The following is a 12,539-nucleotide window of genomic DNA, read 5'->3' as shown; positions in this document are numbered from 1 at the left end:
ACCAATGGCACGTGATACCCGTCGTGGCGGCAAGAAAAAGGCCTCCAAGAACATCGCATCTGGCGTCGCACATGTGAACTCCAGCTTCAACAACACCAAGATCCTGATCTCTGACGTGCAGGGCAACGCCATTTCGTGGTCGTCTGCTGGCACCATGGGCTTCAAAGGGTCGCGCAAATCCACCCCCTATGCCGCTCAGATGGCTGCAGAGGACGCGGGCAAGAAAGCCCAGGATCACGGCGTGAAAACCCTGGAAGTCGAAGTTCAGGGCCCCGGTTCGGGCCGTGAATCGGCTCTGCGCGCACTGGCCGCAATCGGTTTCAACATCACCTCGATTCGTGATGTGACCCCGATCGCACACAACGGCTGCCGCCCGCCGAAACGCCGCCGGGTCTAATCCGACAGTATTGTTTTGGGGCTGTGCACGCGCACGGCCCCATTCCGTCATTTTGAAACCTCGGGCGTTTTGCTCTTCGGACATGGGAGCAAGACAGGAATGGAGGGACGCATGATCCATAAGAATTGGGCAGAACTGATCAAACCGACTCAGTTGGAGGTCAAACCCGGCAATGACCCGTCGCGTCAGGCGACTGTTGTTGCAGAACCTCTGGAGCGTGGCTTTGGTCTGACCATGGGCAACGCGCTGCGTCGCGTTCTGATGAGCTCGCTGCAAGGCGCGGCCATCACCAGCGTTCAGATCGACAACGTTCTGCACGAGTTTTCCAGCGTTGCCGGTGTACGTGAAGACGTCACCGACATCATCCTGAACCTGAAGCAGGTTGCCCTGCGGATGGAAGTCGAAGGGCCCAAGCGCCTGTCGATCTCGGCCAAGGGTCCGGGTGCCGTCACCGCCGGTGACATCAGCGACAGTGCTGGCATCGAGATCCTGAACAAGGAACACGTGATCTGTCACCTGGATGACGGCGCGGACCTGTACATGGAGCTGACCGTTAACACCGGTAAGGGCTATGTCGCAGCCGACAAGAACAAGCCCGAAGACGCCCCCATCGGTCTGATCCCGATCGACGCGATCTATTCGCCGGTCAAAAAGGTGTCGTACGATGTGCAGCCCACCCGCGAGGGCCAGGTTCTGGACTATGACAAACTGACCTTGAAGATCGACACCGATGGCTCGATTTCGCCCGACGATGCTGTGGCCTATGCCGCGCGCATTCTGCAGGATCAGCTTTCGATCTTCGTCAATTTCGACGAGCCCGAAGCCGCTGGTCGCCAGGACGAAGACGACGGTCTGGAGTTCAACCCGCTGCTGCTGAAGAAAGTGGACGAGCTGGAACTGTCGGTCCGTTCGGCAAACTGCCTGAAGAACGACAACATCGTTTACATCGGCGATCTGATCCAGAAAACCGAAGCAGAAATGCTGCGCACCCCGAACTTCGGCCGCAAATCTTTGAACGAGATCAAAGAAGTGCTGTCGGGCATGGGACTGCACCTGGGCATGGACGTCGAGGACTGGCCGCCGGACAACATCGAAGATCTGGCCAAGAAGTTCGAAGACAGCTTCTAAGAGTTTCGGGGTGGGCCAGCGGCCCGCCCCAACAATGCCCGCACCTTGCGGGGAATATCTGGGCCAACGCCCCAAGGAGAGCCGGTGACACGCATCGCCGGACGGACAAAGCAAAACGCAAGTTAGGAGATAGAAAATGCGTCACGCACGTGGTTACCGCCGCCTGAACCGTACTCATGAGCACCGTAAGGCCCTGTTCTCGAACATGGCTGGTTCGCTGATCGAGCACGAGCAAATCAAAACCACCCTGCCCAAGGCAAAAGAACTGCGCCCGATCGTTGAAAAACTGATCACCCTGGCCAAACGCGGCGATCTGCACGCCCGCCGTCAGGCCGCAGCTCAGCTGAAGCAGGACAAGGACGTTGCAAAACTGTTCGACGTTCTGGGCCCGCGCTACAAGGAACGCCAGGGTGGCTACATCCGCATCCTGAAAGCCGGCTTCCGCTATGGCGACATGGCCCCCATGGCCATCATCGAGTTTGTCGATCGCGACGTCTCGGCCAAAGGTGCCGCCGACAAGGCTCGCCTGGATGCTGAAGAAGCAGCAGCCGACGCCGAAGAATAATCCGGACACCATTCGGAATTGAAAGGCCAGCCCGTCGGGCTGGCCTTTTTCTTTGGGGTTTTCATTCGCCCGGACGGGTTGCGAAACGGGGGCTCTCTGCGCATATCATTCCCAAAGCAAGAGGTGCCCCATGATCTTTGCCCGAGTATTGTCCCTGTTCGCCGTGATTGTCCTGGCCCTTCCAGCCGCGGCCGAGACCCGTGTCCCCCAGTCACAGACCGAAATCAGCCTGGGCTTTGCGCCGCTGGTCAAACAGGCCGCCCCGGCGGTGGTGAACATCTATGCAAAGCGCGTGGTCCAACAGCGGTCCAGTCCGTTTCAGGATGACCCGTTTTTCCGCCAGTTCTTTGGCGACGATTTGCGCGGCCGACCGCGTGTGCAGAACTCGTTGGGCAGCGGCGTTATTCTGTCCGCCGACGGGATTGTGGTGACAAACTTTCATGTGGTCGGCGAGGCGACGGAAATTCGGGTCGTACTGAATGACCGGCGTGAATTTGACGCTCAGGTGATGCTGGCTGATCAGGACTCGGATCTTGCGATCCTGCGGCTGGATGGCGCCGAGGACATGCCGCATCTTTTCCTGCGCGACAGCGATAGCGTCGAGGTAGGCGAGCTGGTGCTGGCCATCGGCAACCCTTTCGGCGTGGGTCAGACAGTCAGCAGCGGGATCGTGTCGGGGCTTGCGCGCTCGGGCGTGGCGACGGGCAGCGCGTGGGGTTACTTCATTCAAACGGATGCGCCGATCAACCCTGGTAACTCGGGCGGCGCGCTGATTGACGTGAACGGTCGCCTGATTGGAGTGAACACGCGAATCCTGTCGCGCTCGGGTGGCTCGAACGGGATCGGGTTTGCCATCCCTGCCAATTTGGTTTCTCAATTCGTAACCCAAGCGCGCGCGGGGAATGCCACGTTCCAGCGCCCCTGGGCGGGGATTGGCGGGCAGATCGTCGATGCGGACATGGCGCAAAGCCTGGGTCTGGATCGTCCGGGCGGGATCGTTGTCTCGGATCTGCATCCGGCCAGCCCGTTTCTTTCGGCTGGCCTGAAGCAGGGGGATGTGGTGACCCATGTGCAAGGTGAGGCGGTGAATACCCCCGCCGAGATGCTGTTCCGGATGAGCGTCGTCGGCCTGGGTCAGAAGGCGCGGATTGCTTATGTCCGTGACGGACAGGCGGACCAGACCCAAGTGGCCATGATGGCCGCCCCCGAAACCCCGGCGCGGCAGACCACGATCTTGGGGGATCGTTCCAATCTGCCGGGCATGCAGCTTTCGAACATCAACCCGGCGGTGATCGCTCAGTATGGGCTGGCCCTGTCGGCCAGCGGTGTGGTGGTCGAAACGCCCGGTCCGTATGGCCAGCGGGTGGGGTTGAAGCCCGGCGATGTCCTGCAAAATATCAACGGTACTGACATCACGACCACCTCGGACGCTGAACGGGCGTTGTCAGAGCGCCGCTCGACCCTGTCGATGGATGTAAAGCGCGGCTTGAAGAGACTGCGTCTGCGGTTCAGATTGTAAACATGGCTGATCTTTTCGAATCCTCCAGCGCGTCGGATCAAAACCGGGCGTCCAATGCGCCGCGACCGCTTGCGGACCGGCTGCGCCCGCAATCCTTGGATCAGGTGATCGGGCAGGAACAGGTGCTGGGCCCCGAAGCACCGCTGGGTGTGATGCTTGCCTCGGGGGCGCTGTCCTCGTTGGTGTTCTGGGGCCCGCCCGGTGTGGGGAAGACCACGATTGCGCGGCTTCTGGCCGATGAAACCGATCTGCATTTCGTTCAGATCAGCGCGATTTTTTCGGGTGTGGCCGAGCTGAAGAAAGTGTTCGAGGCCGCGCGTATCCGCCGTCAGAACGGGCAGGGGACGCTTTTGTTCGTGGACGAGATCCACCGTTTCAACAAGGCCCAGCAGGACGGGTTTCTGCCCTTTATGGAGGACGGCACGATCCTGCTGGTGGGCGCGACCACCGAGAACCCCAGTTTCGAGCTGAATGCCGCTGTGCTGAGCCGCGCGCAGGTTCTTGTGCTGGAAAGGCTGTCCCTGGCCGATCTGGAGCGTCTGGCGCAACGGGCCGAAAAAGAGCTGGACCGTGCGCTGCCCCTGACCGGAGAGGCCCGCGAGGCGCTGCTGGAGATGTCAGACGGCGACGGGCGCGCCCTGTTGAACCTGATCGAACAAGTCAATGCCTGGACAGTGGACGGGAAGCTGGATGCGCAGGGGCTGGCCTCGCGCCTGATGCGGCGGGCGGCCAAGTATGACAAGGGTGGGGACGAGCATTACAACCTGATCTCGGCCCTGCACAAATCCGTCCGCGGTTCGGATCCGGATGCAGCGCTGTATTGGCTGGCGCGGATGCTAACGGGCGGCGAAGACCCTCGTTATCTGGCGCGGCGCATCACCCGCATGGCGGTCGAAGATATCGGACTGGCAGACCCGCAGGCGCAATCGGTCTGCCTGCATGCCTGGCAAGTGTACGAGCGTCTTGGCAGTCCCGAGGGCGAGCTGGCCCTGGCCCAGGCCGTGACTTATCTGGCGCTGGCCCCGAAATCCAATGCGGCTTATGCGGGCTATAAGGCGGCGATGCGGCTGGCCAAGAAAACCGGATCGGCCATGCCGCCCAAGCATATCCTTAATGCACCGACTTCCATGATGAAGGATCAGGGCTATGGCGATGGCTATGCCTATGATCACGATGCCGAGGATGGGTTTTCGGGGCAGAACTACTTCCCCGAGGGGGTGGCGCGACCCGACCTTTACCAGCCCGTGGAACGCGGTTTTGAACGCGAGTTGAAAAAGCGGCTGGACTATTTCTCCCGCCTGCGCGATCGGCGCGCCGAGCCGGGCTAATTAGGGCAATACCCCCCGCTATCCTTGACATTCCGCCGGTCCGTGCCCACAGGTGTGCCGATGATGACAACGCTATTACAAGTGGCCCTTGGGGGCGCATTGGGCGCCAGCGGGCGCTATTTGACGGGCGTGGCCGCCAGCCGCCTGATGGGCCTCGGATTCCCATGGGGGACGCTGACGGTGAACATCGTCGGCAGTTTCGTGATGGGGATGATCGTGGTGGTTCTGGGGCACTACAGCGCCAACCGGTTCGCGCCTTTCCTGATGACCGGCGTTCTGGGTGGCTTCACCACCTTTTCGGCCTTTTCGCTGGATGCGGTGACGCTGTGGGAACGCGGGCAGGTGGTCACGGCGGCAGTCTACGTGGGCGCCTCGGTGCTGTTGTCACTGGGGGCCATTATCCTGGGTCTGATTTTCGCGCGGAGTATCGTTCAATGAGCAGAGTTCAAATGATCACGATCGGCCCAGGCGAGGGCGATCAGCGCCTGGATCGCTGGTTGAAACGAACCTTCCCTCAGCTGGGCCAAGGCCGTATCGAAAAGATGTGTCGCAAGGGCGAGTTGCGCGTGGACGGTGCCCGCTGCAAGGCCAGCACCCGGATCGAAGTGGGGCAAGAGATCCGCATTCCGCCCTTGCCCAGCACCGACGCGCCAAAGCCCCAGCCGACATCCCGCGTTTCGGCTGCGGATGCCAAGATGATGCAGGACGCCGTTCTGTACAAAGATGACGACATCATCGTGTTGAACAAACCTGCCGGTCTGCCCGTTCAGGGCGGCAGCAAACAGACCCGCCACGTGGACGGTCTGAGCGAGGCTTTGCGCTTTGGCGCAGACGAAAAGCCGCGCCTTGTGCACCGCTTGGACAAGGATACCAGTGGCGTGCTGATTCTGGGACGGACGCGGGCGGCGGCCTCGGCGCTGACGGCGGCCTTTCGGCACCGTGAAACGCGCAAGATTTACTGGGCCCTGGTGGCTGGCGTGCCCACGCCTTACCTGGGCGAGATCAAGTACGGTCTGGTCAAAGCGCCGGGTCATGGGCGCGGGGGCGAGGGTGAAAAAATGTTCTGCGTGCATCCGCGCGACATGAACGACACGCCCGGTGCCAAGCGCGCGCATACGCTTTATGCGACGCTGTACCGTGTGGCCGGACGCGCCTCGTGGGTGGCGATGGAGCCTGTGACCGGCCGCACCCACCAGCTGCGCGCCCACATGGCCGAGATCGGCCACCCGATTATCGGGGACGGCAAGTACGGCGGCTCGGGTCAGGACAACATGGGCGACGGCTGGGGCTCTCAGTTGGGCGGGATCATTAGTAAAAAGCTGCACCTGCACGCCCGCCGCTTGCTGATCGAACATCCCGTGACCCGCAAGGTTATGGAATTCACCGCCCCGTTGCCCGATCACATGGCGCAAAGCTGGGAAACCTTTGGCTGGACCGAGGACCTGGCTGCAGACGACCCGTTTGAAAGCCTGCAATGACCGCTAATTTGCGGCTGATCATCTTTGATGTGGACGGTACCCTGGTGGACAGCCAGGGGGATATCGTTGCCTCGATGACGGCTGCGTTTCAGGCCGAGGGGCACAAAGTCCCCTCGCGCGCGCAAATCCTTTCGATTGTCGGGCTCTCGCTTGAGGTTGCCATTCCGCAGCTTGTTCCGGGGTTGGACGAAGCCGCCTATGTCCGCATGGTCGAGGCATACAAATCGGCGTATATGCAGCTGCGCGCCAGCCAGGGAACCCAGCAAAGCAGCCCTTTGTATCCCGGTATCCGCGCCGTTCTGGACGAATTGAACGCGGTGCCCGAATTTCTGCTGGGTGTGGCGACGGGCAAGTCGCGACGGGGCCTTGATGCGTTGTTGGCCGGCCACCAGATGGAGCGGCTGTTTCTGACGCAGCAAGTGGCCGATCATCATCCCTCGAAACCCCATCCCGCGATGCTGGAGGCCGCGCTGAACGAGACCGGCATCGATCGGCAAAACGCCGTGATGATCGGTGATACCGAGTATGACATGACCATGGCCCGTGCCGCCGGGGTGCACGCGATCGGGGTCAGTTGGGGCTATCATGGGCTCGACCGGCTGGACCTTGCCGACAAACTGGTCCATAGCGTGGCCGACCTTCCTGGGGCGATCCGGACAGTGTGGGAGTAGACTATGAGCGCGTGGAAAGCGAAACGATTCTGGAAAGAAACCAAAGCCGCCGAGGCTGAGCGTGGATTTACCGTTCTGCTGGACGGGCGCAGTGTGAAAACTCCGGCCAAGACCCCCTTGATCGTGCCCACAATGGCCATGGCCGAAGCAATCGCCGCCGAATGGGACGCGCAAGAAGACGAAGTCCAGCCGCTAACCATGCCGGTGATGCGTGGTGCCAATGCGGCCTTGGACAAGGTGACCCATCAGTTTGACGAAGTTGCCGCTATGCTGGCCGAATATGGCGCGACCGATCTGCTGTGCTATCGCGCAGAAAGCCCGCGCGAGCTGATCGATCGGCAGGCACAGTCATGGGACCCATTATTGGATTGGGCGGCCGAGGCTTTGGGGGCACGACTTGGCAGTGCGCAAGGGGTGATGTTTGTTTCACAGGACGCCGCGGCTCTGGAGAAACTGCACGATCTGGTGCGCCAGATGACCCCGTTCGAGCTGGCCGCGTTCCACGATCTGGTTGGGATCAGCGGTTCGTTGATTCTGGGCTTCGCCGCAGTCCGAGATCACCTTCCGATCGAGCAGATCTGGGACCTGTCGCGCGTGGATGAAACCTGGCAGGCCGAGCAATGGGGCGTCGACGATGAAGCAGCCGAACAGGCCGCAATGAAACGCAAAGAATTCCTGCGCGCCAAGCGATTCTATGAGCTGTGCCAGGCTGATCAAACTGGCTGAAAATTGTTGGCTGTCCTCGCGTCAACTTCTGGTAGGCGTGCCAAATTCCTGATCAGTCCCTTGACCTTTTGGTCCGAATTTGCCCAAACTTCCTACACTGAGAGGGGAAAAACCTTTTCAGCTGTGCTTCTGGTCACTCAAGATCAGAACAACCGCCGACCATATCCGGCGGTAAATCAGGATGAGGTAAAAATGAAAAAATCCGTATTTTTTGGCGCGCTCACCGTCGCTGGACTGGCCGCTGGTGCTGCAGCAGCTGGTACTCTGGACGACGTGAAAGCACGCGGGCAACTTCGTTGCGGCGTGACCACGGGTCTGGTGGGCTTTGCTGCGCCGGACGCGAATGGCAAATGGGATGGCTTTGACGTTGGCGTTTGTCGCGCTGTTGCGGCTGCGGTCCTTGGCGATGGGGACGCCGTGGAATTCGTGCCGACCACCGGTAAGACGCGTTTCACCGCGCTTGCGTCGGGCGAGATCGACATGCTGGCCCGGAACACCACCTGGACGTTCTCGCGCGATGTCGATCTGAAGTTCGAATTCGTCGGCGTGAACTACTATGACGGCCAAGGCTTCATGGTTCCCAAAGAGCTGGGCGTGTCCTCGGCCAAGGAACTTGACGGCGCGACCGTCTGCATCCAGACCGGCACCACCACCGAGCTGAACCTGGCGGACTTCTTCCGCACCAACAACATCAGCTACGAGCCGGTTCCGGTTGAAACCAACGCTGAGATTCAGCAGCAGTACCTGGCCGGTGCTTGCGACGTTTACACCACCGATGCCTCGGGTCTGGCGGCCACACGTGCCACCTTCGAAGATCCCTCGGCCCACGTGGTTCTGCCCGAAATCATCTCGAAAGAGCCGCTGGGCCCGCTGGTCCGTCACGGCGATAACGAGTGGGGCGACGTTGTGCGCTGGACTCTGAACGCACTGATCGCTTCGGAAGAGCTGGGTATCACTTCGGCCAACATCGCTGAAATGGCGGCTGGCACCAACAACCCTGAAATCAACCGTCTGCTGGGCACCGAAGGTAGCCTGGGCGAGATGCTGGGTCTGGACGCTGGTTGGGCCAAGGCTGCCATCATGGTAGGTGGCAACTATGGCGAGCTGTTTGAAAAGAACATCGGTTCGGCCTCGCCGGTCGGTCTGGCGCGTGGTCTGAACGCACAATGGACCGATGGTGGTCTGCTGTACGCTCCGCCGTTCCGCTAAGACATTGATTACAAAGAAGGGCGCGATTCATACGCGCCCTTCTTTACTTGTACTAATCCAATAATTCGGCCATCGGGCCCCTGTGGACCCGGACAAAAATCAAGGTCGAAAGACGGGGAACCCTTATGACCACTTTGACCGACCCTCCGAAGGAGTCGTTCCGGCTATCTATGCTGATATACGACACCCGGTATCGCTCGATGACCATTCAGGTCGTGGCGATGATCGGCTTCATGCTTTTGTTCTTCTGGCTGTTCAACAACACCGCCAAGAACCTCTTGGAACTGGGCAAAGAACCCAGCTTTAGCTTTCTGGGCGAGCCCGCCGGCTATGACATCAACCAGCGTTTGATCGACTACGACAACCAGAATTCTCACTTTCGGGCGGCTTTTGTTGGCCTTCTGAACACCCTTTTGGTGGCCGTACTGGGCTGTATCACCGCCACCATTCTGGGTGTGGTGATCGGTGTTCTCAGGCTGTCCAAGAACTGGCTGATTTCCCGCATCATGACTGTCTATGTCGAGGTGTTCCGCAATGTGCCGGTGCTTTTGTGGATCGTGTTCATGATGGCCATCCTGATCGAGACACTGCCGGCGCCAAAGGCGTTCCGCGGGGTCGACACGGGGGCCATTGTCGCAACGAACCGCGGTCTTTATGTGCCTGAACCGCTTTTCTCGAACAGTTTGGGCAACATCCATCTGTTCGGCCAAAGCAGCCTTCGGTTTGACATCTCGATTGATCTGATTGCCGTGCTGTTCGCGTTGGCGGTGGGCTTTACCATCCGTCATTTCATCAACAAACGCGCAGATCGCATTCAAGAGGCAACGGGCGAGCGCCCGACCACCTGGTATCTTAACCTGGCGGTCATCCTTGTGCCTTTGGTTGCCGTGTTGTTGGCTTTGGGGTTCTATCTGGGCTACCCAGAGCTGAAGGGCTTCAACTTCAAGGGCGGCATTTACATGCGGAACTCGTTGATTGCTCTGTGGTTGGCGCTGTCGCTTTATACAGCGGCCTTTATCGCGGAAAACGTCCGCGCGGGTATCCTGGCGATCTCGAAGGGGCAGACCGAGGCCGCAGGGGCCCTGGGCTTGCGTCCGAACCGAGTGATGAGCCTGGTGGTCCTGCCGCAGGCGCTGCGGGTGATCATCCCGCCGCTGATCTCGCAATACCTGAACCTGACCAAGAACTCGTCGCTGGCGATCGCCGTGGGCTATATGGACCTGACGGGTACCTTGATGGGCATCACCATGAACCAAACCGGCCGCGAGCTGGAAACGGTTCTGATCGGCATGCTGATCTATCTGGCCATCAGTCTCAGCATCTCGTTGGTGATGAACTGGTACAACAACAGCGTCAAATTGGTGGAGCGGTGATATGAGTGATATTTCTTTCGTCCGCACTGAAATGCTGGCTGAAAAAGAGCCGCCAGCCACGTCGGTCGGTGTGATCGGCTGGATGCGCGAGAACCTGTTCTCGGGGTGGCTGAACTCGGTCATTACCGTGATCAGCGGTTTGTTCGTGCTGTACGTGGTCTTCTTCATTCTTGGTTGGGCGTGGTCTCCGACGTGGAACGCCACCTCGCTGGGGGAGTGCCGCGAGATTCTGGCCGGTTTGGGCCACGAAGGCCATGGTGCCTGCTGGGGTGTGATCCGCGACCGCTGGGTGCAGCTGATCTTTGGCTTCTACCCGGCTGACCTGTACTGGCGTCCGATCCTGGCGTTTGTCCTGCTGGCCGTTGCGCTGGCCCCGGTGCTGTACGCGGACAAGGTGCCTGCGCAATTGATCTATTTCACTGCCGTCTACCCGTTCATCATGCCTTGGCTTCTGTGGGGCGGAACGATCTGGGGGCCGCTGGTCGCTGCCGCCGGTTTCGTGCTGGGCTATGTGGCCTTCAAGCTGGTGGAAAACGCGGTAAGCAGTCTTGCGGGTTTCATCGCCGGAGTTCTGGTGGCGGTTATCTGGTGGCTGTTCCTGGCTTCGCCCGTTGCCGGAGCGCTGGGAGGCATCATTCCCATCGGCCTGGAATCAGTGGAAAGCCGCAACTTCGGCGGCATGATGTTGTCGATCACCATCGGCGTCGTCGCCATTGCCTGCTCGTTGCCGATCGGCATCCTGCTGGCACTGGGCCGTCAGTCGGACCTGTTGATCGTCAAATCCATCTGTGTGGGCTTTATCGAGTTCATCCGGGGCGTTCCGCTGATCACGTTGCTGTTCGTGGCATCGACCCTGCTGAACATCTTCATGCCTCCGGGAACGAACTTTGACATCATCATGCGGGTGATCATTATGGCAACCCTGTTTGCCTCTGCCTATATGGCCGAGGTGATCCGGGGCGGCTTGGCCGCTCTGCCCAAGGGCCAGTACGAGGGCGCTGACAGCCTTGGTCTGGACTATTGGCAGGCACAGCGTCTGATCATCATGCCTCAGGCGTTGAAGATCTCGATCCCCGGTATCGTGTCCACATTTATCGGGCTGTTCAAAGACACCACGCTGGTGTCGGTGATCGGCCTGCTGGACCCGTTGGGCCTGTCCAATGCCATCCGCGCCGATGCGGCCTGGAACGGCGTTGTGTGGGAGCTCTACGGCTTTATCGCCCTGATGTTCTTTGTCTTCTGCTTCGGCATGTCCCGCTACTCAATGTATCTCGAGCGTAAGCTCAGAACTGACCATCATTAAGGAGATCACCAAATGTCTGATCTTGCTATTGAACGTGATATCGACCGCTCCAAGATGCAGGTCTCGGATGAGGTTGCTATCGAAATCACCAACATGAACAAGTGGTACGGTACCTTTCACGTGCTGCGCGACATCGACCTGACGGTAAACCGGGGCGAGCGTATCGTCATCGCGGGTCCGTCCGGATCGGGTAAATCCACGCTGATCCGCTGTATCAACCGTCTGGAAGAACACCAGTCCGGCAGGATCGTCGTGGACGGAACCGAACTGACCTCGGATCTGAAAAACATCGACAAGATCCGGTCCGAGGTTGGCATGTGCTTCCAGCACTTCAACCTGTTCCCGCACCTGACTATTCTGGAAAACTGCACGCTGGCCCCGATCTGGGTCCGCAAGACGCCCCGCAAAGAGGCGATCGAAACCGCGATGCATTTCCTGGAAAAGGTGAAAATCCCCGATCAGGCCAACAAGTACCCCGGCCAGTTGTCGGGCGGTCAGCAGCAGCGTGTGGCCATTGCGCGTTCGCTGTGTATGAAGCCGCGGATTATGCTGTTCGATGAACCTACCTCGGCGTTGGACCCCGAGATGATCAAAGAGGTGCTGGACACCATGATCGAACTGGCCGAGGAAGGCATGACCATGCTTTGCGTGACCCACGAGATGGGCTTTGCCCGTCAGGTCGCCAACCGCGTGATCTTCATGGATCAGGGCCAGATCGTGGAACAGAACGAACCCGAAGAGTTCTTTAACAACCCCAAATCTGAACGGACCAAGTTGTTCTTGTCGCAGATTCTGGGTCACTAAGAAAATCGGGCGCGGCTGTTCTGGTCGCGCCCTTTTTG

The 12,539-nt window shown here is 59.8% G+C and carries 13 protein-coding genes; all 13 read left to right on the top strand.

Annotation, left to right across the window (positions count from 1 at the left end; genetic code table 11):
• Nucleotides 1–4: 4 nt before the first annotated feature.
• The 13 genes from rpsK to ACOQOQ_RS01600 all read left to right on the top strand — a co-directional run bounded on the left by rpsK (nucleotide 5) and on the right by ACOQOQ_RS01600 (nucleotide 12,501).
• Complete coding sequence (rpsK, locus tag ACOQOQ_RS01660; protein WP_420568424.1) at nucleotides 5–397, top strand: 30S ribosomal protein S11; 393 nt, start codon at nucleotides 5–7, stop codon at nucleotides 395–397.
• A 111-nt stretch (nucleotides 398–508) separates the two neighbouring features.
• Entirely contained in the window at nucleotides 509–1,525 is a 1,017-nt protein-coding gene (locus tag ACOQOQ_RS01655; RefSeq protein WP_420568423.1) for a DNA-directed RNA polymerase subunit alpha, read from the top strand.
• A 136-nt stretch (nucleotides 1,526–1,661) separates the two neighbouring features.
• The gene (gene rplQ, locus ACOQOQ_RS01650) at nucleotides 1,662–2,090 is read left to right on the top strand and encodes a 50S ribosomal protein L17 (protein WP_420568422.1); all 429 of its coding nucleotides are present in this window, start codon (nucleotides 1,662–1,664) and stop codon (nucleotides 2,088–2,090) included.
• Nucleotides 2,091–2,220: 130 nt separating this feature from the next.
• Nucleotides 2,221–3,609, top strand: coding sequence for a Do family serine endopeptidase (locus tag ACOQOQ_RS01645; RefSeq protein ID WP_420568421.1), 1,389 nt, complete (start codon nucleotides 2,221–2,223; stop codon nucleotides 3,607–3,609).
• 2 nt (nucleotides 3,610–3,611) lie between these two features.
• Nucleotides 3,612–4,937, top strand: coding sequence for a replication-associated recombination protein A (locus ACOQOQ_RS01640; protein WP_420568420.1), 1,326 nt, complete (start codon nucleotides 3,612–3,614; stop codon nucleotides 4,935–4,937).
• A gap of 60 nt (nucleotides 4,938–4,997) precedes the next feature.
• Nucleotides 4,998–5,375 carry a fluoride efflux transporter CrcB gene (gene crcB, locus ACOQOQ_RS01635; RefSeq protein WP_420568419.1) on the top strand — a complete coding sequence of 126 codons (378 nt, stop codon included), beginning with the start codon at nucleotides 4,998–5,000 and terminating at the stop codon, nucleotides 5,373–5,375.
• The gene (locus ACOQOQ_RS01630; RefSeq protein WP_420568418.1) at nucleotides 5,372–6,415 is read left to right on the top strand and encodes an RluA family pseudouridine synthase; all 1,044 of its coding nucleotides are present in this window, start codon (nucleotides 5,372–5,374) and stop codon (nucleotides 6,413–6,415) included. The genes crcB and ACOQOQ_RS01630 overlap by 4 nt, the downstream gene beginning before the upstream one ends.
• Entirely contained in the window at nucleotides 6,412–7,086 is a 675-nt protein-coding gene (locus tag ACOQOQ_RS01625) for an HAD-IA family hydrolase (protein ID WP_420568417.1), read from the top strand. The genes ACOQOQ_RS01630 and ACOQOQ_RS01625 overlap by 4 nt, the downstream gene beginning before the upstream one ends.
• Nucleotides 7,087–7,089: 3 nt before the next feature.
• A complete protein-coding gene (locus ACOQOQ_RS01620) occupies nucleotides 7,090–7,812 on the top strand; it encodes an ATP12 family chaperone protein (RefSeq protein WP_420568416.1) in 723 nt (240 codons plus the stop codon).
• A gap of 192 nt (nucleotides 7,813–8,004) precedes the next feature.
• Nucleotides 8,005–9,021 (top strand): amino acid ABC transporter substrate-binding protein, encoded by a 1,017-nt coding sequence (locus ACOQOQ_RS01615; protein WP_420568415.1) that lies wholly within the window; start codon nucleotides 8,005–8,007, stop codon nucleotides 9,019–9,021.
• A 125-nt stretch (nucleotides 9,022–9,146) separates the two neighbouring features.
• On the top strand, nucleotides 9,147–10,394 hold the full coding sequence (locus ACOQOQ_RS01610) for an amino acid ABC transporter permease (protein ID WP_420568414.1): 1,248 nt from the start codon (nucleotides 9,147–9,149) through the stop codon (nucleotides 10,392–10,394).
• 1 nt (nucleotide 10,395) lies between these two features.
• A complete protein-coding gene (locus ACOQOQ_RS01605) occupies nucleotides 10,396–11,697 on the top strand; it encodes an amino acid ABC transporter permease (protein ID WP_420568413.1) in 1,302 nt (433 codons plus the stop codon).
• 12 nt (nucleotides 11,698–11,709) lie between these two features.
• Nucleotides 11,710–12,501: an amino acid ABC transporter ATP-binding protein gene (locus ACOQOQ_RS01600; protein WP_420568412.1), complete on the top strand. Its 792-nt coding sequence runs from the start codon at nucleotides 11,710–11,712 to the stop codon at nucleotides 12,499–12,501.
• Nucleotides 12,502–12,539 lie beyond the last annotated feature (38 nt).

Origin of the sequence: Thalassovita sp. (assembly GCF_965218685.1) — a bacterium.
Classification (GTDB): Bacteria; Pseudomonadota; Alphaproteobacteria; order Rhodobacterales; family Rhodobacteraceae; genus Thalassobius.
This window is presented reverse-complemented; position numbering and strand designations above follow the sequence as displayed.

Excerpts from the sequence above, each read along its gene's own strand:
- rpsK (WP_420568424.1), top strand. The coding sequence starts at position 5 with ATGGCACGTGATACCCGTCGTGGCGGCAAGAAAAAGGCCTCCAAGAAC.
- ACOQOQ_RS01655 (WP_420568423.1), top strand. The coding sequence starts at position 509 with ATGATCCATAAGAATTGGGCAGAACTGATCAAACCGACTCAGTTGGAG.
- rplQ (WP_420568422.1), top strand. The coding sequence starts at position 1,662 with ATGCGTCACGCACGTGGTTACCGCCGCCTGAACCGTACTCATGAGCAC.
- ACOQOQ_RS01645 (WP_420568421.1), top strand. The coding sequence starts at position 2,221 with ATGATCTTTGCCCGAGTATTGTCCCTGTTCGCCGTGATTGTCCTGGCC.
- ACOQOQ_RS01640 (WP_420568420.1), top strand. The coding sequence starts at position 3,612 with ATGGCTGATCTTTTCGAATCCTCCAGCGCGTCGGATCAAAACCGGGCG.
- crcB (WP_420568419.1), top strand. The coding sequence starts at position 4,998 with ATGATGACAACGCTATTACAAGTGGCCCTTGGGGGCGCATTGGGCGCC.
- ACOQOQ_RS01630 (WP_420568418.1), top strand. The coding sequence starts at position 5,372 with ATGAGCAGAGTTCAAATGATCACGATCGGCCCAGGCGAGGGCGATCAG.
- ACOQOQ_RS01625 (WP_420568417.1), top strand. The coding sequence starts at position 6,412 with ATGACCGCTAATTTGCGGCTGATCATCTTTGATGTGGACGGTACCCTG.
- ACOQOQ_RS01620 (WP_420568416.1), top strand. The coding sequence starts at position 7,090 with ATGAGCGCGTGGAAAGCGAAACGATTCTGGAAAGAAACCAAAGCCGCC.
- ACOQOQ_RS01615 (WP_420568415.1), top strand. The coding sequence starts at position 8,005 with ATGAAAAAATCCGTATTTTTTGGCGCGCTCACCGTCGCTGGACTGGCC.
- ACOQOQ_RS01610 (WP_420568414.1), top strand. The coding sequence starts at position 9,147 with ATGACCACTTTGACCGACCCTCCGAAGGAGTCGTTCCGGCTATCTATG.
- ACOQOQ_RS01605 (WP_420568413.1), top strand. The coding sequence starts at position 10,396 with ATGAGTGATATTTCTTTCGTCCGCACTGAAATGCTGGCTGAAAAAGAG.
- ACOQOQ_RS01600 (WP_420568412.1), top strand. The coding sequence starts at position 11,710 with ATGTCTGATCTTGCTATTGAACGTGATATCGACCGCTCCAAGATGCAG.